Source organism: Aeromonas sp. s2 (assembly GCF_040907935.1).
Taxonomy (GTDB): domain Bacteria; phylum Pseudomonadota; class Gammaproteobacteria; order Enterobacterales; family Aeromonadaceae; genus Aeromonas; species Aeromonas dhakensis.
The window spans coordinates 238,402-260,761 of sequence record NZ_JBFOCR010000014.1; the positions used below are offsets into that span (position 1 = coordinate 238,402).

Here is a 22,360-nt window from a genome sequence, read left to right on the forward strand (position 1 = left end):
CGGATCCTTGCTGCCCGGGTGGTATGATAGCGGTTCTCCCATCCCGATGAGGCCTTCTCATGTCCCGATTGCGTCTGTTGTTGTCCGACTCCCACGATCCTTTGTTCAATCTGGCGGTGGAAGAGTGCATTTTTCGCCAGATGAACCCGCATCAGCGGGTGCTGTTTCTGTGGCGCAACGCCAATACCGTGGTGATCGGCCGGGCCCAGAACCCCTGGAAGGAGTGCAATACCCGCCGCATGGAAGAGGACGGGGTGACCCTGGCTCGCCGCAGCAGCGGTGGTGGCGCCGTGTTTCACGACCTTGGCAACAGCTGCTTCACCTTCATGGCGGGCAAGCCGGAGTATGACAAGAGCATTTCCACCGCCATCGTGCTGGACGCGCTCAAGCGGCTCGGGGTCGAGGCTTTCGCCTCCGGTCGCAACGATCTGCTGGTGGCGACCCCGGACGGGGAGCGCAAGGTGTCGGGCTCGGCCTATCGGGAGACCCATGATCGCGGCTTTCACCACGGCACCCTGCTGCTGGATGCCGATCTTGGCCGGCTCGCCCACTACCTCAATCCCGACCCCAAGAAGCTGGCGGCCAAGGGGATCAGTTCGGTGCGCAGCCGGGTGGCTAACCTCGGCGAGCTGCTGCCAGGCATCGAGCATCAAGGGGTGAGCGAGGCGCTGCAGGAGGCCTTCTTCAGCCATTACGGTGAGCGGGTACAGCCAGAGCACATCTCCCCCGAGCGGCTGCCAGACTTGCCCGGCTTTGCCGAGACCTTCGCCCGCCAGCGCAGCTGGGAGTGGAACTTCGGCCACGCCCCGGCGTTTACCCATCAGCTGGACGAGCGTTTCGGCTGGGGCGGGGTGGAGCTGCACTTCGATGTGGAAAAGGGGGTGATAGGGCGAGCGCAGATCTTCAGCGACAGCCTGGAGCCGGCCCCGCTGGATACGCTGGCCGCGCGCTTGCCCGGGGTGGCTTATCAGGTGGAGGCCATCGACGAGCTATTGCGCCAGTGGCGCGGCGAGTTCCCAGCCCTGCAGAGCGAGCTGGAGGCATTCTCGCGCTGGTTGCTGGCATCGCTGCGCTGACGCTTTTCTCGCCGCTGGGGCGGGTGGATCACAAAATCAAAAGAGGCGCCCGAAAGGCGCCTTTTTGCCAGCCGTTGTCCGCCCTCATGCATGACAAAAAGTAGGGGAGGCCATTAGATATTGTCGCTGTTTCAAACGGCGACCCGGGCGTATAAGGGCAGCACATTTGCTGTACTAATGGTATAAAAATGAGTGACTTGGTCTATCTGAAAGACGACGGCGTCAACGCCATCTCCCCCGAATTCGCCGCCCGCTTCGCCACCGTCAAGGCCCACTTTTTCTCCCGTAACCCGGATCTCTGGCCGGTGTTTCGCGAGCCCGGTTTTGCCACCCTCAACGAGTTTCGCGCCCGGGGGCTGGCCCCGGATGCGCGCCTGAATGCCTGGCCGGACGGCCGCGCCCGCCTCGCCGATCTGTGCGAGACCATGCCGGTGCCGGCGGCCATGCGCACCCCGGGGGAGCCCATGGCTGAACTGCTGTTTGCCGGCGCCCTCTCCAAGGACTGGGAGAACCCCTCCAGCGTCGAGAACGTCATCACCATGTCGGCGGATCCCGCCATCTACGGCGCCCAGATGGGCATTCTGGCCAACCCCAACCTGGTCTACTCCGAATACGCCGGGGTGGCCGAGGAGCTGGAGAGGAAGGTGGTGCGCCAGATTGCCCTGCTGGCGGGTTACGATCCGGCCCGTGCCACCGGCATCTTCACCCAGGGGGGGACCTTCTGTAACCTCTACGGCTACCTGCTCGGCATTCGCAAGAGCCTGCCGGAAGCCAAGCACAAGGGGCTCGGCCACTATCAGGACTACCGCATCATCAACTCCCAGGGCGGCCACTACTCCAACATCACCAACCTCTCCCTGCTCGGGGTGGACATCGAGAACAAGACCATCCGCATCCAGGTCGGGGAGAACAACGACATCGATCTCGCGGATCTCGAGCGCACCCTGACCGCCTGTTTTGCCTTGAAGCACGTGGTGCCCACCATCATGCTCACCATGGGTACCACCGACACCTTCGGGGTGGATCAGGTCAAACCCGTGGTGGACCTGCGGGATCGCCTGTGCGAGCGCTTCGAGGTGGCGGTCAAGCCCCACATCCACGTGGACGCCGCCATCGGCTGGTCGATGATCTTCTTCCTGGGTTACGACTTTGCCGCCAACCCGCTGGCCATCAACGCCGCGACCCTGGCCGGCATCGAGCGCAACGTGGCGCGCTTTGCCGAGCTCAAATACGCCGATTCGTTCACCGTCGACTTCCAGAAGTGGGGCTATGTGCCCTACACCTCCAGCCTGGTGATGATCAAGGAGCAGAACGACCTCAAGGCGATGGAGAACGATCCGGAGAACTTCTCCTACTTCGAGCGCGACATCCAGGGCCACACCCACCTGCAGTCCACCATAGAGTGCTCCCGCGGGGCGAGTGGCCTGTTCGGCGCCTACGCGGCCCTCAACTACCTGGGGGTCGAGGGGTATCGCACCGTGCTGGCCCACTGCCTGCAAAACGCCAACTACTTCCGCTTCCGTCTGAGCCAGCTCGGCAACGTCAAGCTGGTGGCCCAGGAGAACCAGGGGCCGAGCGTGGGCTTCAAGATCTACAACCCCGAGTGGGTGCAGGATCCGGAGGCCGAGTTCGCCTTCGAGCTGGCCCGCAGCCCCGACCCCGCCTACAAGGCGCGGCTGGCGCGCAACACCGAATACCACCGCAGCCTCTTCACCGGGCGCGGCAAGGTGGGGCTCTACACCAACTGGGTGGAGGCGGTGGCCCGCTCCGATTACGACGCGCGGGGCCGTTACTCCTACATCGCCGGGGAGAAGGCGGTCTTCATGAACCCGGCTTGCAGCCGCGAGCAGATCGACGCCTTTATCGACCACATTCGCGGCTGAGGATCGGCCCGGCGCTGACAAGCAGACAGCAAAACGGCGGGTTCAACCCGCCGTTTTTTTACTGCCCTTGTGAGTGGTTACTGCTTCTTCAGCTCCTTCACCGTGAGCTTTCCAGCCGGACTTTCGGCGTGGAAGCTCACCGCGTCCCCGACCTTGAACCCTTCCAGCAGGGTGGGGTCGGCCACCTGGAAGACCATGGTCATGGGGGGCATCTTGAGGTTCTCGATGGCCTCGTGCTTGATGCCTACCTTGCCGTTTTGCACGTCGATACGGCTGATGACCCCCTTGGTCATCACCTTCTCCTCCATGCCCTCCATCTGGCCCATCTCCCCCATCTGGCTCATGTCGTGCCCTTCGTGGTTCATCATCTCCTCGGCCTGCAGGCCGGTGTGGGTGGCGAGGCCCAATAGCAGGGTCAGCGTCAGCGTCTTGTAGTTCATGATGGTTTCCTTGTTTGTGTTGTCCGGTTGATCAGGGCGCAGTCGGGGTATCCGTCTGCGACGTCGTGTGTTCAAGGGTTTTCAGGGTGCGGCTGCGCCACAGGTAGTAGGCGGCGGGCAGCACCAGCAGGGTCAGCACCAGCGCCGTCACCATGCCGCCGATCATGGGGGCGGCGATGCGCTGCATCACCTCTGAGCCGGTGCCATGGCTCCACATGATCGGCAGAAGGCCGGCGATGATGGTGACCACCGTCATCATCTTGGGGCGCAGGCGCAGGGCGGCGCCGTGAATGACCGCCTGGTGCAGGCCGGCCTTGTCCGGTTTGCCGCTGGCCACCAGATCGTCCCAGGCGTGATTGAGGTAGACCAGCATCAGCACCCCCGTCTCCACGGCCACCCCGGCCAGGGCGATGAAGCCGACGCCGACGCCCACCGAGAGGTTGAAGTCGAGCAGCCAGACGGCCCAGATCCCCCCGACCACCGCCAGCGGCAGGGTGGTGAGGATGAGCAGCACCTCCTGGAAGCGGTGAAACGCGAGATAGAGCAGCAGCACGATAATGGCGAGGGTCAGGGGCACCACGTAGGTGAGGCGCTCCATGGCCCGCTCCATGTATTCGTACTGACCTGACCAGGTGAGGGCGTAACCCGGTGGCAGCACCAGCTGCTTGTCCACCTCGGCCTTGGCCTCTGCCACAAAGGAGCCGATGTCGCGGCCACGGATGTCCACGTAGACCCAGCCGTTGAGGCGTGCGTTTTCGCTGCGCAGCATGGGTGCCTCGTCGCTGATGTAGACCCGGGCCACGTCCGCCAGGGCGATCCGCTCACCCTTGGGGGTGACCAGGGGCAGCAGTTCGAGGCTGGCCACGGAGTCGCGATAGCTCTGGGGATAGCGCAGGTTGATGGGGTAACGTTCGCGCCCCTCAATGGTCTGCCCCACGTCCATGCCGCCTACCGCGGTGGCGAGCACCGCCTGCACGTCGGCGATATTGAGGCCGTAGCGGGCCGCCTTGAGCCGATCGATATCCACCTTGACGTAGCGACCGCCCGCCACCCGCTCGGCGTAGACGGAGGCGGCGCCTTCCACCTTGCCGACTATCTGCTCGAGCTGCTGGCCAATCTGCTGGACCACCTTGAGGTCGGGGCCGGCGATCTTGATCCCCACCGGGGTCTTGATGCCGGTGGCCAGCATGTCGATACGGGTCTTGATGGGGGGCACCCAGGCGTTGGTGAGGCCGGGGAAGCGGATGAGGGAGTCGAGCTCTTCTTTCAGCTTCTCCGGGGTCATGCCGGGACGCCACTGATCGCGGGGCTTGAGCTGGATGCTGGTCTCCATCATCACCAGATCCGCCGGGTCGGTGGCCGAGTCGGCGCGCCCCGCCTTGCCGAACACGTTCTGTACCTCGGGCACGGTGCGGATGAGTTTGTCGGTCTGCTGCAAAATCTCCCGCGCCTTGCCCACCGAGATGTTGGTCGCCGTGGTGGGCATGTACATGATGTCCCCCTCATCGAGCGGCGGTATGAACTCGGAGCCCAGGTGCTGGAGCGGCCAGAAACCCGCGACAGTGACCACCAGGGCGGCGGCGAGGGTGGTCTTGGGACGGGCCAGCACGGCATTGAGCAGGGGCACATAGGCCTGGCTCAAGCCACGGTTGAGGGGGTTGGCCTGCTCGGGCAATACCTTGCCGCGGATGAAATAGCCCATGATGACCGGCACCAGCGTGATGGCGAGCGCGGCGGCGGCGGCCATGGCGTAGGTCTTGGTGTAGGCCAGCGGGTGGAACATGCGCCCCTCCTGCGCCTCCAGGGCAAACACCGGCAGGAAGCTCATGGTGATGATGAGCAGGGAGAAGAAAATCGCCGGCCCCACCTCGATGCTTGCCTCCGTGATGATCCGCCAGCGGTTCTTGTCGGTAAGCGCCTCCCGCTCCATGTGCTTGTGGACGTTCTCTATCATCACGATGGCGCCGTCCACCATGGCGCCGATGGCGATGGCGATGCCCCCCAGCGACATGATGTTGGCGTTGATCCCCTGCAGGTGCATCACGATAAAGGCGGTCAAAATCGCGATAGGGAGGGTGATGACCACCACCAGGGACGAGCGCAGGTGGAACAGGAAGGCGAGACACACCAGCACCACCACGGCGAACTCTTCCACCAGCTTGGCGGAGAGGTTGTCGATGGCGCGCTGGATAAGGTCGGATCGATCGTACACGGTGACGATCTCCACCCCGTCGGGCAGGCTGGATTTGAGCTCGGCCAGCCGTGCCTTGACCCCGTCGATGGTGTGCTGGGCATTCTCGCCAAAACGCATGACGATGATGCCGCCCACCACTTCCCCTTCGCCGTTGAGCTCGGCGATACCGCGCCGGCTCTGGGGGCCGGTGACTACATCCGCCACGTCACCCAGCAGCAGGGGGGCGCCCCGCACATTGGTGCCGAGCGGGATCTGCTTCAGATCCTCGACGCTCTTCAAATAGCCATTCGAACGTACCATGTACTCCGCTTCCGCCATCTCGATGACGGAGGCGCCGGTCTCCTGGTTGCCCTGCTTGATGGCGGTCTCGATGAGGGAGAGCGGAATGCCGTAGGCCCGCAGCTTGTCCGGATCGACCCGCACCTGGTACTGGCGCACCATGCCGCCCACAGTGGCGACTTCGGAGACGCCGTTCACCGTCTGCAGCTCGTATTTCAGAAACCAGTTCTGCAGTGACGTGAGCTCGCTGAGATCGTGCTTGCCGCTCTTGTCCACCAGGGCGTACTGGTAGACCCAGCCCACCCCGGTGGCGTCCGGCCCGAGCTGGGGCTGGGCCCCGGCGGGCAGATTGGGGGCCACCTGGCTCAGGTACTCCAGCACCCGGGCGCGCGCCCAGTAGAGGTCGGTGTCGTCGTCAAACAGCACGTAGACGAAGGAGTCGCCGAAGAAGGAGTAGCCGCGCACCGTGGTGGCCCCCGGCACCGCCAGCATGGCGGTGGTGAGGGGGTAGGTCACCTGATCCTCCACCACCTGGGGCGCCTGGCCCGGGTAGGAGGTCTTGATGATCACCTGCACGTCGGAGAGATCCGGCAGGGCGTCCACCGGGGTCTGCTTGACCGACCAGAGGCCCCAGGCGGTGAGCATGACGGTCAGCAGCAGCACCAGGAAGCGGTTGCCGACGGACCAGCGAATGATGGCAGGGATCATGACTGGGCTCCTCTCATTCGGTGGGCTGGCAGCCGATTGGGTTTGTGCTCAATGCAGCGAAGCATGGCCGGGATCATGATTTATCCCCCATCTGGTGCTGGCTGTGATCCATGCCTGGCATCTCGCCCTTGGCCTCTTTCATCGGCTCGTCTGCTGCCGGTTTGTCTTCCACATGGATCTGGATGATGCGGTACTCGTCCCCCTCCTGCTCCACCTGCAGATGCAGGGTCTGATCCGGTTTCAGCTGGCTGATGTCCACGCCGTCGGCCACGGTGAAGTCCATCTCCATGGCGGGCCACTGCCACTCGGGAATGGGCTGGTGAGAGATGCCGAGGGTACGCCCGGCGAGATCGATGTTCTGCACCTGACCCTGGGTCCACACCTGCATGGGACGCACCGCCGTCATGCGCTGGAAGTCCGAATCGATGGCCGACTCGGAGTCGAGCAGGAACTGGGCCGAGCTGACGATGCTGTCACCGGCTTCGACCCCCTCCTGGATGGCGACCTTGTCACCAAACTGGGGGCCCAGGGTGACGGCCACCGACTTGAAGTTGCCATCCCCCAGCGCCAGCACCAGCCTGTCCTGGCTGCCGGTGCGGATCACCGCTTCGCTCGGCACCACCAGGCGGGGTTCCCCCTTGCCGGTGCCGATGCTCACCTTGGCGAACATGTTGGGTTTCAGGAACTCGTCCGGGTTGTCGAAGCGCAGGCGGACCCGCAGGGTGCGGGTGCTCGCATCGAGCGTCGGGTAGAGGTAATCCACCCGACCCTGCCAGCGGCGGCCCGGGGCATAGTCCAGGGTCATGGTGACCGGATCGCCGACCTTGATCTGGGCGGCCTGGCGCTCGAACACCTCGGCGCTCACCCACACCTGCTTGAGGGTACTGATGTTGAAGAGGGGGGCGGCGGGCTCCACATACTGGCCTTCACGCACCTTGAGCTCTGACACATAGCCGCTGCTCGGGGCATAGATGCGCACCGTCTCCTGCACCTTGCGGGTGCGCTTGAGGGCCGCTATCTGATCCGCCGGTACCTGCAGGGACTTGAGCTTGCCTTCGGCGGCGCGCAGCAGCAGCGGGTTGGTGGTATTGAGCGCCAGCAGGTACTCGTGCTGGGCGTTCACCAGATCCGGGGCGTAGAGATCGTAGATGAAGCTGCCCCTGGCCACCTGCTGCCCCTCGTTCTTGATGGCGAGGTTGCGGATCCAGCCCGCCATCCGGGAGTTGATGGCTTCGAGGCGCTCCTCGTCATAGCCCACGTAGCCCACCGTCTCGATCTGCTGGTGGACGGGCAGTTTTTCCACCTTGGCGAGCCGCACCCCCAGGTTCTGCTGGATCTCGGGGCTGATGGTAACGGTGCCCGGCGAGCCGCCCTGTTTCTCTTCATAGACGGGGATGAAGTCCATCCCCATGTTGTCCTTGGCGGGGGCATCGCGCTTGTCGCGGGGATCCATGGGATTGACCCAGTAGAGGGGGGCCTTCTCCCTGGCGGTAGTAGCGCCGCCCATCTTGGTGGCGGCCCAGTAGCCGCCGCCAGCCCCGAGGGCGAGCAGCAGAGTGGATAGCAGCAGGGTCCGGCTCATCGCACACCTCCTGTCCGGGACGGGTGGGGCAGGTCGGCGCAGTGGGCAAGAGGCGCGGGGCGGCCGTGTTCGGCCACGGGGCCGGGGATCGGGGCATATGACATGATACTTCTTCTCTTCTGTCAGAGCGCCGGAGGGGGTGTGCAGGCAAGGCATCACCAGAGTCCGGGCGGCAAACTGGGCGCGGCTGAATGGTCAGCGTGCGCACGGCTCCCTGTGCGTGTGCCGAATCGGCCAGGGCACAGGGTCAGGCAAGGCGGCCGAAAACGGACAAGTCGAGGCTTGTCGCGGCCGCGGGAGAAGAGCGTTCTAGTGGCGCAGCACCGACAGCATCAGGTGTCGGCGCGGCCAGGAGGGAGGGTGGGTACCGCGGGATCGCAGGAAGGGATCCCGCAGCCAGTTGTCCAGCACGCTGCCAGCCGTCCCGAGGGGCAGCAGCAACAACGGCAGGGCGAGCAGGGTCAGCAGGGCGGCCAGCAGCGGCAAGCCAGGGCTGCTGCTCGAGGTGAGTCCGCCGTGCATCTGGCACTCCTGGCTGGCGGCATCTGGTGCCCCGGCATCCTGGGATGCCCCGTGGCAGGAGAGTCCCTGCATGGCGCTGCTGCTCATGGCCTGATTCTCTTGCGCCATGGCGGCGTTGAGGGCATCCAGCCCGTGCCAGCCGATGCAGAGGGTGAGATTGCAGACGAGCATCAGCCCCAGCAGCAGCCGGGCAATGCGTTCTGTGGGCAATCTCGATGAGAGCATGGGGAAAATCCTGACAATGACTGGGGACACTGTAAACCTTGCCTTGAGGAGAAGGTCAATGGCCCCGGCCGTATCAGAGAGGGGCCTGATGAATCGTAAACGCCACTTAACGATGGCGTATAGCCAACCCTAATGAAGCCAGCTCCTTTGCTCGTTAGGATGCGTACCGGTCAGAAGTTGCCAGGGCATCAAACCGGGGGGTTGAGCTGTCTCTCTGGCGAGTCTCCATCCAGTTCATTGTTCGGGAGTAACGATATGCAGCAACGATGGCTGGCGCTGATGCTTGCAGCCTTGCTGAGTCCCTCTGCCATGGCCGGCGGCCTTGCCTTGTATGAAACCAGCGCGGCCAACAGTGCCCTTGCCAACGCAGGGGCGGCCGCCCGCGCCCAGGGGGCGGAGACCATCGCCAGCAATCCGGCCGGTATGACCAGGCTGGCAGGCACCCAGTTGCAGGTCAATGGCGGCGCTGTATACGGCGACCTCGAGTTGGATCTGAAGCAGGGGGGCAACAACGGCGGCAATGCCCTGCAGAGCGCCCCGCTTGGCAGCCTCTATCTGACCCACGCCATCGATGAGCAGTGGGTCGCCGGCCTCGGACTCTTCGGCAGCCACGGTCTGGGGATCGATTATGGCGAGGGGTGGCAGGGGCGTGGCTATGTGCAGTCCGCCAAGCTGACCGGGATCGCCTTTGCTCCCAGCCTGGCGTATCGCGTCGATGACCACTGGTCGGTGGGGGCCAGCCTGATCGCCATGCATGGGGCGCTGGAGGCCTCACTGGACATGACGCCGAACGGTTCAACCAGTCAGGCATTTTCCGACAGCGACTGGGCGTACGGTGCCTCCTTCGGGGTGCTCTACGAGCTGGATCAGGACTCCCGCATCGGGTTGAGCTACGTCTCCGAATTGAAGTGGGAGCTGGACGATCAGCCGTTGAGCCGGCTGAATGGAGCCGGGCTGGGGGTGGAGATGATGATCCCGCAGACCCTGACCCTGAGTGGCTATCACCAGCTCAACCCGCAGTGGGCCCTGCTGGCCAGTGCCAACTGGCAGCAGTGGTCCCGCTTTGGCGAGGTGGATCTCGCGTCGGGACAGCAGAGCAGAACCCTTGACATGCAATACCAGGACACCTGGCACCTGAGCCTGGGCACCCAGTTCGATGTGACGCCGGCCCTGCGCCTGAGCAGCGGCATCAGCTATGACAGCAGCGCCGTGGACGACGTGCACCGCACTGTTACCCTCCCGCTGGGCGAGAGCTGGCGCTGGGGTCTGGGGGCCAGCTATCAGCTGACACCAGCCACCAGGCTGGAAGCCAGCTATACCCTGGCCTGGCTGGGCGACATGGCGGTGGATCAACAGGGGGTAGGTCGCCCCCAGCTGTCAGGTACCTACCACAACAGCTACCTGAACTTCTTGAGCATAGGGGTGCAGCACCAGTTCTGAGGCCTGACTGGTCCGTTGGGAGGTGGCCGGCTGTGTGTTCTCTTGCCGGCGAACGATGACGATAAAAAAAGCCCCTCCTTGAGGGAGGGGCCGGGTGAGCGTGACTTGAGTGGTCAGGCCCGTTTTTCCGAGCGCCGCATGATGAGGCGGAAGAAGAGCGGGATGAAGAAGATGGCGATGAAGGTCGCCGCCAGCATGCCGCCGATGACCGGCCAGCCGAGGGCGTGGCGGCTCGCCGCACCGGCGCCGCTGGAGGTGACCAGGGGCACACAGCCGAGGATAAACGCCAGCGAGGTCATCACGATGGGGCGAAAACGCAGGCGCGCCGCCTCCAAGGCCGACTCGATGAGGCTCATCCCTTCTTCATGCTTCATCACCGCGAACTCCACGATCAGGATGGCGTTCTTGGCCGCCAGCCCGACGAGCGTCACCAGACCTATCTGGAAGTAGACGTTGTTGGTGAGCCCCACGGCCCAGGTGGCGAGCAGGGCGCCGAACAGGGCGAACGGCACGGCGGTGATCACCGCAAACGGCAGGCTCCAGCGCTCATACTGGGCGGCCAGGATGAGGAAGATCATCACGATGCCAAAGCCAAACGCCGTGGCGGCGCTGCCGGCAGCCGCTTTCTCCTGGTAGGCGGCGCCGGTCCACTCCAGCTTGGCGTCGTTGCCAAGGGTCTGGGCGGCGATCTCCTCCAGGGCGGCAATGGCCTGACCCGAGCTCACCCCTGGCGCCGGCTGGGCCATGATCTTGGCGGCCGGGAAGATGTTGAAACGCTCCACCAGTTCGGGGCCGGTGGCATCGCGCACCGTCACCAGGCTGGTGAGGGGGATCATCTCGCCGCTGTTGGAGCGGACATAGACGTTGCGGATGTCATCCTTCTTGGCACGGTAGTCCGCCTCGGACTGCAACTGGACCCGGTAGGTACGACCAAACTGGTTGAAGTCGTTGACGTAGACCTGGCCGAAGGTGGCCTGCATGGTGTCGAACACGGCGTTGATGGGCAGCCCCAGCGCCTTGGCCTTCTCGCGGTCGAGATCCAGGTAGACCTGGGGCACGTTGGCGCGGAAGGTGGTGCTCACGCTGGCGAACTCAGGACGCTGCTTGGCGGCATCGATCAGGCGTTGCACCTCGCCCGCGAAGGCGTGCACGTCGCCGGTGCCGCGGTTCTGCAGATAGCCTTCGAGGCCGCCGGTGGTGGACATGCCCTGGATGGGAGGCGGGTTGAAGGTGGCGGTGAAGCCATCGGCCAGCCCCATCAGGCTCATCCCCTGGAAGGTCTTGGCCAGGGAGAAGGAGTCCTGACCCTCGCCCTGACGCTCTTTCCAGTCTTTCAGGGTGATGAAGGTGAGGCCGCGGTTGCTGATGATGGAGCCGGACAGGATGTCAAAGCCCGAGAAGGTGACCACGTCCTTCACGCTGGGGTTGGCCATGGCCATCTTGTCAAAGTCATTGGCGACCGCCTGGGTACGGGTCAGGGCGGCGGCATCGGGCAGCATCACGGAGCCGATGAGATAGCCCTGATCCTCGTCCGGCACCAGGGCGCCCGGCACCTTGTGGAACAGCACATAGCTGCTGGCGAGGATGATGGCGATGATGCCAAAGGCCACGCCGACCCGGCGGTTGAGGAAGGCCACCCCGCGCACATAGCGGCGGGTCAGCTGATCAAAGGCATTGTTGAACCAGACGAAGAAGCGGGCCGGCTGATGGTGGCCCTCTTTGAGCAGGATGGCGCACAGGGCCGGCGACAGGGTGAGTGCCACCAGGCCGGAGATGGCCACCGACACGGCGATGGTGATGGCGAACTGCTTGTACATCACCCCGGTCATGCCGCCCATGAAGGCGACCGGCAGGAACACGGCGCAGAGCACCAGCACGATGGCGACCACGGGGCCGGAGACCTCCTGCATGGCGAGGATGGCAGCCTCCTTGGCGGAGCACTTCTTCTCGCTCATGATCCGCTCGACGTTCTCCAGCACCACGATGGCGTCATCCACCACGATACCGATGGCGAGCACCATGCCGAACAGGGTCAGCAGGTTGATGGAGAAGCCCAGCATCAGCATGCCGGCGAAGGTACCGATGAGTGACACCGGCACCGCGATACAGGGGATCAGGGTGGCTCGGAAGTTCTGCAGGAAGAGGTAGACCACCACGAACACCAGCACGATCGCCTCGAGCAGGGTCTTGACCACCTCCTCGATGGAGATCTTCACGAACTCTGTGGTGTCGTAGGGGATCTGGTACTCCACGTCCTGCGGGAAACGGCCCTGCAGGCGATCCATGGTCTCGCGCACCTGATCGGCCACCGCCACCGCGTTGGCACCCGGTTGCAGGTAGGTGGCGATACCGATGGCCGGCTTGCCGTTGGCACGGGCCAGCACGTCGTAGTCCTTGCCGCCGAGCTCGACCCGGGCCACGTCTTTGACCCGGATCTTGGAGCCGTCCGGCATGGCGCGGATGATGATGTTCTGGAACTCCTTCACGTCATCGAGGCGCCCCTTGGTCTGCACCGTGTAGGTGAAGTCGGTGGGGGTACTGGTGGGCTGGGAGCCGATCTTGCCCGCCGCGAACTGGGTGTTCTGCTCGCGGATGGCGCCGATCACGTCGCTCGGGGTGAGCTGCAGCTGGGCCAGCCGGTCCGGGCGCAGCCAGATCCGCATGGCGTAGTCGGTACCGCCGAACAGGGAGGTGTCCCCCACGCCGGGAATACGCTTGAGCTCGTCGATGATGTTGAGCAGGGCGTAGTTTGACAGATAGGTGGTATCAAACGAGCCGCTGGGGGACTGCAGGGTGATCACCTGCAGGATGGAGGTGGACTTCTTGCGCACCGTCACCCCCTGCTTCTTCACCTCTTCCGGCAGCTGGGCCATGGCGGCCGAGACCCGGTTGTTGACGTCGATGGTCGCCTGATCGGGATCGACCCCGATGTCGAAGTAGACGTTGAGGTTCATCTGGCCGTTGGAGGCGGAGCCGGATTGCATGTAGATCATGTTCTCGACCCCGTTGACCTGCTGTTCAATGGGGGCGGCCACGGTCTGGGAGATCACCTCCGGGGTGGCTCCCGGGTAGAAGGCGGTCACCGAGACCACGGCGGGGGTGATCTGGGGATACTGCTCCACCGGGAGCGCGCGCATTGCCGCCATCCCGCCCAGCACTATGATGATCGAAATCACGCTGGCGAAGATGGGGCGTTCGATAAAGAACTTGGAAAACATGGGGGCTCCTTATTTGCCAGCGGCACCCTGGGTGATCTTGGCGTTGATCGCCTTCATCTCCTCGGCGGAAACCGGTTTGACCACTGCGCCGGGACGAGCCTTCATCAGCCCCTCGACGATGTAGCGATCGCCGGCCTGCAGGCCTTTGTCGATCAATACGCCGCTGTCGACCACCGACCCCAGCTTGACCGGACGGGGCACCACCTTGTTGTCGGCATCCACCACCATCACCATGCGGTCGGCCTGGGACTGGACGATGGCGCGGGGCGGCACCACGATGGCGTTCTTGCGGGTGCCCAGATCGATGGTCATGCGCACGAACTGGCCGGGCAGCAGAACCCCGTTCTTGTTGTCGAAGATGGCGCGGGCGCGAATGGTGCCGGTGGCCGGGTCGACCCGGCTGTCGGAGAAGTTGAGCTTGCCCGCCTGGGGATAGACGGAGCCATCCGCCAGCCGGATGTGGGTACGCCAGTTGGTGGCGTCCTTGGCTTCAATCAACCCTTGCTTCACCGCATTATCGAAGTTGAGGCGATCCTGCTCCGAGTAGGAGAAGTTGACGTAGAGCGGGTCGAACTGGGTGATGGTGGTGAGCAGGCCGTTCTCGCCGCTGGTGGAGATGAGGCTCCCCTCGGACTGGGAGCTCTTGCTCGCCATGCCGCTGATGGGGGCGGTGACCTGGGTGTAGCTGAGGTTGAGCTCGGCCTCTTTCACCTTGGCCTGGGCGGCCTGGTGGCTGGCGACGGCGGCTTCGTAGTTGGCGATGGTGTCGTCATAGTCCTTGCGGCTCACCACCTGACGCTTGAACAGCGGGATGATGCGATCGCGGTCGGCACGGGCCTTGTTGAGGCGCGCCTGCTCCTGGGCCAGGGTGCCCTTGGCCTGCTCCAGCGCTACCTTGTAGGGCTCGGGGTCGATCAGGAACAGCGCCTGACCGGCGGTGACCGGCTGCCCTTCGATGTAGGTGCGTTTGAGCAGGATGCCGCTCACCCGGGAGCGCACGTCAATTTCGCGAAAGCCGGCGGTCTCGCCCACCATCTCGGTGGTCAGTGGCACGTCGGTCAGTTTGACCTCGGCCACCACCACGGGCACCGCTGGCAGTGCCTGGGCACCGGCGGCGGGTTCATCACCACAGGCGGTCAGTGCGCTGGCCAGTGCCAGGGCGATACAGCCGCGCTTGAACATCTCTTCCCTGACGGATTGCACCTTCATCATCACACTCCTGTGGGATGGTGCACGATTGCCGCGCCCACCCTTTCTCTTCATGAACATGGTTAACTGCATGGTTACAAATTTAACTTATTGGATTACTGACAGTTTTTTAATGATAAAGCACGAATATTGAACCCAAGCTGCTCGGCAGTGAAAGTTGTTTGCATCTGGCGGCATGGGGGCGAGGGGCCAGCGACAGTCGGTGTCAGCCCGCAGGCCTCTTTCGGCGTGGTGTTGCCCGGATGCGAGGGCTCAGGGAGAAATTATAAGAAGGAAAAAACGGGGGAAGTGGGGGCTTGGTCACAGAGGGGGCGTCAAATGCCCCCTAAGTTGTCATTGTCAGGCGAAGCAGGCCCAGATGGGGGCGTGGTCGGAGGGCTTCTCGATGCCGCGCAGCTCGTAGTCGATGCCGGTCTCTGTCACCTTGTCCTTGAGGGCGTCGGAGGCCATGATGAGGTCGATGCGCAGGCCGCGGTTCTCGTCAAAGCCCTTGGAGCGGTAGTCGAACCAGGAGAAACGCTCGCACTCGGTGGGGTTGGCGGCGCGGAAGGTGTCGGTCAGGCCGAACCCTTTCAGACGCTCCATCCACTCGCGCTCGATGGGCAGGAAGGAGCACTTGCCATCCCGCAGCCAGCGCTTGCGGTTCGCCTCGCCGATGCCGATGTCGAGATCGGTGGGGGAGATATTCATATCCCCGATCAGCACCAGTTGATCGCCCGGGGTGTGATTGGTCTCGAGGTAGTGCTGCAGATCCTCGTAGAACTTCTGCTTGGCCGGGAACTTGGTCTCGTGATCCTGGCTCTCACCCTGCGGGAAGTAGCCGTTCATCACCTTGATGAGGGAGCCGTCTTCGCGCTCGAAGGTGGCCATGATCATGCGGCGCTGGGCCTCTTCATCGTCGGTGGGGAAGCCTTTCTCCACCTTGACCGGCTTCTGCTTGCTCATGATGGCGACCCCGTAGTGGGCCTTCTGGCCGTGGAACTCGACGTGATAGCCCATGGCCTCCACGTCGGCCAGCGGGAAGGCTTCGTCGTGTACCTTGATCTCCTGCAGGCCGATCACATCCGGCTGATGCTTGTCGATGATGGCTTGCAGCTGGTGCAGACGGGCGCGCAGGCCATTGATATTGAAAGAGATGATCTTCATGTCCGGGATGCTCATGTCATTTTTATAAGTGGCTATTGGACTAGGAATCGGCGGTGGATGCAAGTGAAGGCGAGCTGCCACCTCTGAGGTGGCATGCCCGTTGCGCCTGGGCTCAACGGGTCATCTTCTTGACAAACACCACCACAAACAGCGCCAGGGTAAAGCTGCCGGTGAAGGCCTCGAAGGCGGCGAAGATCCGCGACAGCCCCACCGGGGTGAAGTCCCCGTACCCCAGCGTGGTGAAGGTCACCACGCTGTAGTAGAGGCACTCCAGCAGGAAGATGGCGTTCTGCTCGAAAGGGGCGCCGGGCCGATAGACGAGGTGGTTGCCGTTGAAGCTCAGGCCAAAGAAGAAGTAGAAGAGGCTGCAGATGAAGATGAGCAGCAGGGAGAAGAGCACCACCCGCATGGGGGCCTCGCCGTAGCCGCAGAAGAGATCGACTATCCAGGAGGTGAAGCGGCGGCCGGACCAGAATGGCAGCTGCAGCCGGCGCATGGTGAGCTCCTGCTGGATGTAGCGGCCGGACATGGTGAAGATGCCCTGGGCTTCCGAGGCCTTGCGCAGATCCCGGTAGGTCTCCTCGGCCTCCTTGAACCAGATCCGGGCCTGCGCCGGGTCCCGCTCGCGGCGCCCCTTTCTGTCCTGCATCAGCCGTTTGCCGGTATCCAGGTTGTCGAGGCGGGTGTTGTGCCAGCGGATGCCGAGCAGGTTGACGTCGTCGAGGGTGGCGCAGTGCAGGTTGGCATCGCTCAGATCGGCCTTCATCAGGCTGCCCCCCTTCATGCGCAGGCCGTAGAGATGAGCCCCCTGCAGATTGGCCCGGTAGAGGTTGCACTGCTCCAGCAGAAAGCCGTGCGGCGAGCCCTTCTTCACCAGATTGAGGCCCGCCAGGTTGGCGCGGGCCAGTTGCAGGCCGTGGCACAGGCCGCCCTGGTGGACGTAGTGCTCCAGCTCGCGAGCGGTGTGGGGATCCTGATGCTGGCCATGGGGATCGTGCCAGCGGCACAGATCATGCTCCCCCGCCTCTTCGCTGCAGTGGCGGCCATCCGCCACCAGATATCGACACATGGCCATCGCCCGTCTCCTCCCCTTGCCGAGTCAGTATCAGCATAGGCGAGCGGGGTCAGCTGAGCTGGGTAAACTCCTGACGCAGCTTGCGAAAACGGTCCTGCTGGGCCGGGTTGAGGGGGATGCCGTCCAGCACCTCCAGGGTCTCCTTGCACTCGGCGCCAAACTCCGGGCTCTTGCGGTTTTTCTGCATCAGCTGCAGCAGCACCTGGATCTTGTTGAGGGCGGCACCGGTATTGGCCGGGGCCCGGCGCAGCGCCTCGCGAAAGTGGCCGAGCGCCTGTTCCAGCTCGCCGGACTGATAGGCCTTGATGCCCAGCTCGTTGAGCTGCTGGTAGCGCTGGCGGCGTTCCAGCACCGTCTTGTCGTCGCGGGTGGCCTGGATGCAGGTGGTGAGCAGCCGATCCTCGTCTTCGGCCAGCAGTGCCTGCAGGCTCTCGGCATATTCAAACTCGCCGAGCTGATAGAGGGCGAGTATGGTCTCGCCCAGCAGGCTGGGGGGCATGGTGGCCGGCTGATCGAGCCAGTTCTGGTTGGCGCGGTAGAGCATCTTCTTGCCCTTGAGCAGTTCCCCCAGGGCGATCTGCACCCGGGCCTGGCAGATCTGCTCGAACACCGGGTAGTTGAACTCCGCCATCATCAACGAGTCGCGAATGCGCGACAGGGCCGAGTTGACCTGCTTTTGCAGGTTGGCGATGTGGTAGATGTCGTTGCTGTTGAGGGCGTAGAGGGTCAGTGCCTGGATATAGGCCCCCAGATAGTGGGGGGTGCGGTGGATCGAGTTGCGCGACAGATCGATGAGGGAGAGCAGCACGTCCTTGGCCTGGGCGTAGTCGTGGCGCAGCAGGCACACCTCCGCCAGCCGGCGGGAAAGCTGTACCGACTGGGGCGAGATGTCCACCGCCCGCTTGAGCTCCTGCTGGGCCTGCTCGTCATTGCCGAGCGCCAGCAGGGATTCCGCCAGCCAGAGGTGGGCCTCCACCATCAGCGGGGTGTTCTTGAGGGTCGCCTGCAGGTGGCTCACCGCCTCCTCGTGCAGACCCAGGGTGTGGCACGCCTTGCCCAGAGTGAGCCGGGCCCAGCTGTTCTCCTGGCCGGCCAGCAGCTGGCGCATCAGGCTGCGGGCCTCCTTGGCCTGGCCCAGCTTGAGCTGGGTATCGGCCTGCAGACAGCGGCAGAAGTTGGCAAAGCGCGGCACCGCATCGGCCCGCTCGGCGCAGGCGGCGAGCAGGGTGGTCAGGTTCTCCTCGGCGAGGGCGCTGAACACGCTCTCCAGCGCCTGGCGACGGGCGAGGGCACGTTTGAGGCGAAACGAGAACTGCTCCTGGGAGAAGGGCTTCATCAGGTATTCGTCGGGCTCGGCCTCCAGCGCGCTCAGCACCATGGCGCGGGAGCTGTCGCCGCTCACCATGATCACCACGCTCTGGGGCGGGATGAGCTTCTGATCGCGCAGGCTCTCCAGCAGCTGACGACCGTTCTCGCCAACCCCCAGCTCGTAATCGATGAGGTAGATGTCGAAGGACTCTTTCTGGCAGCGTCGTCTGGCCTCTTCGGCCGAGTTGACATAGGTGATGCGACTGATGCCGATGTTGATCAGCATCGCCTTCATCATCACCTGAAAGGAGCGCTGTTCGTTGACCAGCAGGATGCGCTTCGGTTTGGGTGGGGCTTTTTTCTCTGGCTCGGATTCCGGTGTCTGCATCTGTCTGGTCAGGGCGCTACGGGCGGATAACAGAAGTGTGCCACCAAAGCGCGCAGACAGGCAATTGAACATCCATGCCGCCGCCGTTTTTCCTCTGGCAAGGGGGCGCCGGGCCTGAAAAAAACCGCCGCGGCCCTTGATCCCGGTCAAGCGGGCGCTGGATTGCACTGGCGGCGCCCACGCCGGTTTTTAGACTGAAAAGAGGCGGGCCGCGGGCCTGCCTTCGACCATCCAGTGACCACAAGGAGGAATCACATGAGTTTGCTACCAGGCCGTACCAGTCTGTTTGATGACCTGTTTCACGACATGGCCTCCGGTTTCTACATCCGGCCCCTGCACGGGGATCCGCTGCCGAGCCAGATCAAGCTGGACCTCAAGGAGAGCGACGGCGGCTATCTGCTGCAGGCGGAGCTGCCCGGGGTGGCGAAGGAGGACATCCACGTGGATGTGCACGGCAAGCTGGTGACCCTGAAGGCGGAGATCCGCCAGCACGACAGCCAGAGCCAGGATGAGCGCACCCTGCGCAGCGAGCGCTATTTCGGCAGCGTATCGCGCACCGTCGAACTGCCGGTGGAGGTGACGCCGGAGCAGGTGGTCGCCCGCTTCGACAACGGCATCCTCACCCTGCAACTGCCCAAGCAGGCGATGACTCCGGCGCCCCACCGCATCCCCATCGAGTAGCGCCGGCTTGCACACCACGAGGCCCCGCAGTGTGGGGCCTCGCTCTTTCTGGCGGTTGGGGTGCAGGCTGGGGAGAGGGCAGGGATAGCTGGCGGCGACCCCGACTCGTTCCTGATCACAAGGCCACCCGCCGCTCGGCCCCGGACAGCCCTCCGGGTGGATTTTTTCAGAAGGGGATTGTGCAAGTGGGTTTCTTTTGATACCACTGAATGATTTCCCTGCGGATCAGCCACCATTGCGCGACAAGGAGTTCCCATGCGCCTGCCACCCTTTCCCCCGCTGGTCTGGATCGTGATCCTGGGCACCTTCATGGTGCGCACCAGTTTCTTCATGGTCTGGCCCTTCCTCTCCATCCTGCTCTACCGGGAGTATGGCCTGTCGGCCTCCGGTATCGGGATGCTGCTGGGTGGCGCGGCGGTGCTCTCCTGCCTCATCGGCTTCTACGTCGGCTGGCTCTCCGACCGGCTCGGCCGGCGCACCATACTGCTGCTCGGCTGCGCCCTGTCGTGCGGTGCCTACCTGTTGCTCGGATTCGGCCACTCCCTCTGGCTCATCACCCTCGGGGTGTTTGGCTCGGGCCTCTCCTACGCCTTTATCGATACCCCGGGCAAGGCGCTGATGGGGGATCTGCTGCCCGAGAAGGCGCTGCGGGAGCTGGCTCTGCACCTGCGCTACTTCCTGCTCAACGTGGGGGCGGGGGTGGGGCCCCTCATCGGCGTCATGGTGGGGCTGGGTGCGCGCCAGGAGACCTTCGTGGTGACGGCCGCCACCTATGGCCTGCTCGGCATCGCCTTCCTGCTCGGCTTTCGCCGCGACTGCGCCAACCGGCCGGATGCCGGTCTCTCCCTGGGGGCCATGCTCAGGGTGGTGGGGCGAGATCGCGCCTTCATGCTGTTCATCCTCGCCAACCTGCTGATGAATCTGGTCTACGCCCAGGTGGAGTCGCCGCTGATCCAGTACCTGACCCGCGCCGGCGCCCCCGAGGTGGAGACGCTGGTGGCCCTGCTGGTGGCCACCAATGCGCTCACCATCATCACCTTGCAGTTTCCGCTGCTGCACCTGACCCGGCGCTGGCGGGTGAGCCTGCGGCTGCAGTTCTCCATCCTGCTGATGGCATCGGCCCAGGTGATGTTCGCCCTGTCGAGCCCGGCCCTGCTGTGGCCCTGGCTGGTGGCGATGTTCTTGCTGAGCGTGGGGGAGGCGGTGCTGTTTCCGCTCTTCAACGTGCTGATCGACCAGATGGCGCCGGCTCACCTCAAGGGGAGCTACTTCGGCGCCAGCGCCCTGGCCGGGCTCGGCTGGGCGTTCTCGCCTATGGTGGGGGGCTGGTTCTTGCAAGTGTGGGGCGGCCCGGCCCTGTTCGCCGTGATGACCGCGATCTGCATGCTGGTGTTTGCCCTCTACGGGATGGGTCGCCGGGAGGCGCGTCCGTCGGCTTCGCCTGCCGGCTGCGAGGAGTAACACGCAAGCGCGTTGACGGCGCTCACTGGTTTGCTGTCGCCGAGGGGAGGCGCCAATGCCTCACTGCATTCCCATCGAATCACACCGGCTTGAAAGCAACGAGGCCCCGCACTGCGGGGCCTCTTTTTTATGGTGGCTGGGTTATGGCTGCCAGTTTATGGCTGTTTGGCCACCAGATAGGGGGCGAACTGGGGGGTATGGCTGGCGGCGAAGCCCTGCTCGGTCTTGACGATGAGGTAGACCGCGAGCCCATGCGCCCTGGCAAAGGCCATCGCCTGTTCCGGCCCCATCACCATGAGGGCGGTGTCGAGGGCGTCGGCCTCGAGCGCAGTCGGGGTGATGACGCTGGCGGAGACCAGCTTGTGGGTGATTGGCTGGCCGCTGGCAGGGTCGATGATGTGGGAGTAGCGCTGGCCGTCGAGCTCGTAGTAGTTGCGATAGCTGCCGGCGGTGCTGAGGGCCATGCCGTTGGGGATCACCACGTCCGAGAAGGCGCCGGGCTGGTCGGACGGCTCGACGATGGCCACCCGCCAGGGTTTGCCCTTGGCGTTGTTGCCCTTGCTGCGCACGGCGCCGGCCACCTCGATGAGGTAGTTGTGCACCCCCTTTTGCTCCAGCAGGCCGGCAATCTCGTCGGAGGCCGCCCCCTCGCCCAGGGTGGAGAGATCGAGGTAGAGATCGGGAATGCCCTTGCCGAGCAGGAAGTGATCCCCCTCTGGGGTCAAGGTCAGCCGGTCGATGCCCACCCTCTGGCGGGCGCTGGCGATCTGCTCGGCGCTGGGGCGCTTGACCGGACGTTTGTCCGGCCCGAATCCCCACAGGTTGACCAGCGGGCCCACGGTGACGTCGAGCTTGCCTTTGGTGAGATGGCCGGCATCGATGCCCTGCTGCACGATTTTGGCCATGGTGGCGGGAATGGCCATGGGGGGCTGGCCGCTGCCCTGATTGAAGCGGGAGATAAGGGAGTTCGGGTCGTAGGTGGAGATCTCGTGGTTCATGCGCGCCAGCAGGGCGTCGACCTCCTGCTGCAGCGCAGGCTCCCCGCCCGGGAAGGGATCGCTCAGGGTCACCGCATAATAGGTGCCCATGGTCTTGCCCTGGATGCGGGTCTGGGTCGGGGCTGGCTGACAGGCGGTCAGCATCAGCAGCAGGGTCAACAACAGGCCGCGGGGGGCCGGGCGAGCAAGGAGCGACATGCGGGATCTCTCTGGCTAAAAACGGATGGCACGGGCCTTGGCCGCGTGCCGGGGCCGCCAGCTTAGCCAAGGGCGCGGCGGCGGGCGAGCGTCGGCTGGAGAAAAGCGCGGGAGATAATTAAACAAAGAGTGGTTAATGGGCGGCGCGGCCGGTTTGTCCAGTCAAATAATGGGAACAATCTGGTGACCTGACCCGCAGCTTTGCGCTAAAGGCATAGCCGAATGACGACAGTTGAGTAGAATAAGGTCGATTTTGACAGCATGTTTGCCAGCCATGGTGCGAGCCTGCAGGCAATTGTGTTGCCATCTATTGCCAATCAAAGGAGAGG

The 22,360-nt window shown here is 64.1% G+C and carries 15 protein-coding genes; 5 read left to right on the forward strand and 10 right to left on the reverse strand.

Translation table 11 applies throughout. The features are described from left to right. The first annotated feature begins 59 nt into the window (after window positions 1-59). Together AB5Y81_RS11890 and AB5Y81_RS11895 are read left to right on the forward strand one after the other, a co-directional pair. Window positions 60-1,076: a lipoate--protein ligase A gene (locus AB5Y81_RS11890; RefSeq protein ID WP_279484071.1), complete on the forward strand. Its 1,017-nt coding sequence runs from the start codon at window positions 60-62 to the stop codon at window positions 1,074-1,076. 188 nt (window positions 1,077-1,264) lie between these two features. After that, window positions 1,265-2,959 carry a pyridoxal-dependent decarboxylase gene (locus AB5Y81_RS11895; RefSeq protein WP_279484072.1) on the forward strand — a complete coding sequence of 565 codons (1,695 nt, stop codon included), beginning with the start codon at window positions 1,265-1,267 and terminating at the stop codon, window positions 2,957-2,959. Between the two features lie 77 nt (window positions 2,960-3,036). Here AB5Y81_RS11895 and AB5Y81_RS11900 read toward each other — a convergent pair whose 3' ends face one another. The 4 genes from AB5Y81_RS11900 to AB5Y81_RS11915 form a co-directional block, all read right to left on the reverse strand. Next, window positions 3,037-3,399, reverse strand: a complete 363-nt coding sequence (locus tag AB5Y81_RS11900; RefSeq protein WP_279484073.1) for a copper-binding protein — start codon at window positions 3,397-3,399, stop codon at window positions 3,037-3,039. Window positions 3,400-3,430: 31 nt separating this feature from the next. Then, window positions 3,431-6,580: an efflux RND transporter permease subunit gene (locus AB5Y81_RS11905; RefSeq protein ID WP_052815048.1), complete on the reverse strand. Its 3,150-nt coding sequence runs from the start codon at window positions 6,578-6,580 to the stop codon at window positions 3,431-3,433. A 73-nt stretch (window positions 6,581-6,653) separates the two neighbouring features. Then, a complete protein-coding gene (locus tag AB5Y81_RS11910) occupies window positions 6,654-8,162 on the reverse strand; it encodes an efflux RND transporter periplasmic adaptor subunit (RefSeq protein ID WP_279484074.1) in 1,509 nt (502 codons plus the stop codon). Window positions 8,163-8,471: 309 nt separating this feature from the next. Then, entirely contained in the window at window positions 8,472-8,909 is a 438-nt protein-coding gene (locus AB5Y81_RS11915; RefSeq protein WP_005302969.1) for a hypothetical protein, read from the reverse strand. Window positions 8,910-9,164: 255 nt separating this feature from the next. On the opposite strand from AB5Y81_RS11915, the gene AB5Y81_RS11920 reads away from it, so the two are divergent. Beyond that, window positions 9,165-10,349, forward strand: coding sequence for an OmpP1/FadL family transporter (locus AB5Y81_RS11920; RefSeq protein ID WP_279484075.1), 1,185 nt, complete (start codon window positions 9,165-9,167; stop codon window positions 10,347-10,349). Window positions 10,350-10,462: 113 nt separating this feature from the next. On the opposite strand, the gene AB5Y81_RS11925 is transcribed toward AB5Y81_RS11920, so the two are convergent. From AB5Y81_RS11925 to AB5Y81_RS11945, 5 genes are all read right to left on the reverse strand, one after another. Further along, the gene (locus tag AB5Y81_RS11925; protein WP_043172023.1) at window positions 10,463-13,567 is read right to left on the reverse strand and encodes an efflux RND transporter permease subunit; all 3,105 of its coding nucleotides are present in this window, start codon (window positions 13,565-13,567) and stop codon (window positions 10,463-10,465) included. A gap of 9 nt (window positions 13,568-13,576) precedes the next feature. Further along, window positions 13,577-14,776 carry an efflux RND transporter periplasmic adaptor subunit gene (locus tag AB5Y81_RS11930; protein ID WP_017784850.1) on the reverse strand — a complete coding sequence of 400 codons (1,200 nt, stop codon included), beginning with the start codon at window positions 14,774-14,776 and terminating at the stop codon, window positions 13,577-13,579. Window positions 14,777-15,115: 339 nt separating this feature from the next. Next, a complete protein-coding gene (gene xthA / locus AB5Y81_RS11935; RefSeq protein WP_005302963.1) occupies window positions 15,116-15,922 on the reverse strand; it encodes an exodeoxyribonuclease III in 807 nt (268 codons plus the stop codon). 112 nt (window positions 15,923-16,034) lie between these two features. After that, window positions 16,035-16,997 (reverse strand): ion channel, encoded by a 963-nt coding sequence (locus AB5Y81_RS11940; protein WP_211028501.1) that lies wholly within the window; start codon window positions 16,995-16,997, stop codon window positions 16,035-16,037. A gap of 49 nt (window positions 16,998-17,046) precedes the next feature. Continuing rightward, window positions 17,047-18,693, reverse strand: a complete 1,647-nt coding sequence (locus AB5Y81_RS11945; RefSeq protein WP_010633387.1) for a tetratricopeptide repeat-containing response regulator — start codon at window positions 18,691-18,693, stop codon at window positions 17,047-17,049. Between the two features lie 255 nt (window positions 18,694-18,948). On the opposite strand from AB5Y81_RS11945, the gene AB5Y81_RS11950 reads away from it, so the two are divergent. Next, entirely contained in the window at window positions 18,949-19,374 is a 426-nt protein-coding gene (locus tag AB5Y81_RS11950) for an Hsp20/alpha crystallin family protein (RefSeq protein WP_042051231.1), read from the forward strand. A 255-nt stretch (window positions 19,375-19,629) separates the two neighbouring features. Then, on the forward strand, window positions 19,630-20,835 hold the full coding sequence (locus AB5Y81_RS11955; protein WP_279484076.1) for an MFS transporter: 1,206 nt from the start codon (window positions 19,630-19,632) through the stop codon (window positions 20,833-20,835). Between the two features lie 155 nt (window positions 20,836-20,990). On the opposite strand, the gene AB5Y81_RS11960 is transcribed toward AB5Y81_RS11955, so the two are convergent. Then, complete coding sequence (locus tag AB5Y81_RS11960) at window positions 20,991-22,031, reverse strand: FAD:protein FMN transferase (RefSeq protein ID WP_139398452.1); 1,041 nt, start codon at window positions 22,029-22,031, stop codon at window positions 20,991-20,993. Between the last annotated feature and the right edge of the window lie 329 nt (window positions 22,032-22,360).

Excerpts from the sequence above, each read along its gene's own strand:
- AB5Y81_RS11890 (WP_279484071.1), top strand. The coding sequence starts at position 60 with ATGTCCCGATTGCGTCTGTTGTTGTCCGACTCCCACGATCCTTTGTTC.
- AB5Y81_RS11895 (WP_279484072.1), top strand. The coding sequence starts at position 1,265 with ATGAGTGACTTGGTCTATCTGAAAGACGACGGCGTCAACGCCATCTCC.
- AB5Y81_RS11900 (WP_279484073.1), bottom strand. The coding sequence starts at position 3,399 with ATGAACTACAAGACGCTGACGCTGACCCTGCTATTGGGCCTCGCCACC.
- AB5Y81_RS11905 (WP_052815048.1), bottom strand. The coding sequence starts at position 6,580 with ATGATCCCTGCCATCATTCGCTGGTCCGTCGGCAACCGCTTCCTGGTG.
- AB5Y81_RS11910 (WP_279484074.1), bottom strand. The coding sequence starts at position 8,162 with ATGAGCCGGACCCTGCTGCTATCCACTCTGCTGCTCGCCCTCGGGGCT.
- AB5Y81_RS11915 (WP_005302969.1), bottom strand. The coding sequence starts at position 8,909 with ATGCTCTCATCGAGATTGCCCACAGAACGCATTGCCCGGCTGCTGCTG.
- AB5Y81_RS11920 (WP_279484075.1), top strand. The coding sequence starts at position 9,165 with ATGCAGCAACGATGGCTGGCGCTGATGCTTGCAGCCTTGCTGAGTCCC.
- AB5Y81_RS11925 (WP_043172023.1), bottom strand. The coding sequence starts at position 13,567 with ATGTTTTCCAAGTTCTTTATCGAACGCCCCATCTTCGCCAGCGTGATT.
- AB5Y81_RS11930 (WP_017784850.1), bottom strand. The coding sequence starts at position 14,776 with ATGAAGGTGCAATCCGTCAGGGAAGAGATGTTCAAGCGCGGCTGTATC.
- xthA (WP_005302963.1), bottom strand. The coding sequence starts at position 15,922 with ATGAAGATCATCTCTTTCAATATCAATGGCCTGCGCGCCCGTCTGCAC.
- AB5Y81_RS11940 (WP_211028501.1), bottom strand. The coding sequence starts at position 16,997 with ATGGCCATGTGTCGATATCTGGTGGCGGATGGCCGCCACTGCAGCGAA.
- AB5Y81_RS11945 (WP_010633387.1), bottom strand. The coding sequence starts at position 18,693 with ATGCAGACACCGGAATCCGAGCCAGAGAAAAAAGCCCCACCCAAACCG.
- AB5Y81_RS11950 (WP_042051231.1), top strand. The coding sequence starts at position 18,949 with ATGAGTTTGCTACCAGGCCGTACCAGTCTGTTTGATGACCTGTTTCAC.
- AB5Y81_RS11955 (WP_279484076.1), top strand. The coding sequence starts at position 19,630 with ATGCGCCTGCCACCCTTTCCCCCGCTGGTCTGGATCGTGATCCTGGGC.
- AB5Y81_RS11960 (WP_139398452.1), bottom strand. The coding sequence starts at position 22,031 with ATGTCGCTCCTTGCTCGCCCGGCCCCCCGCGGCCTGTTGTTGACCCTG.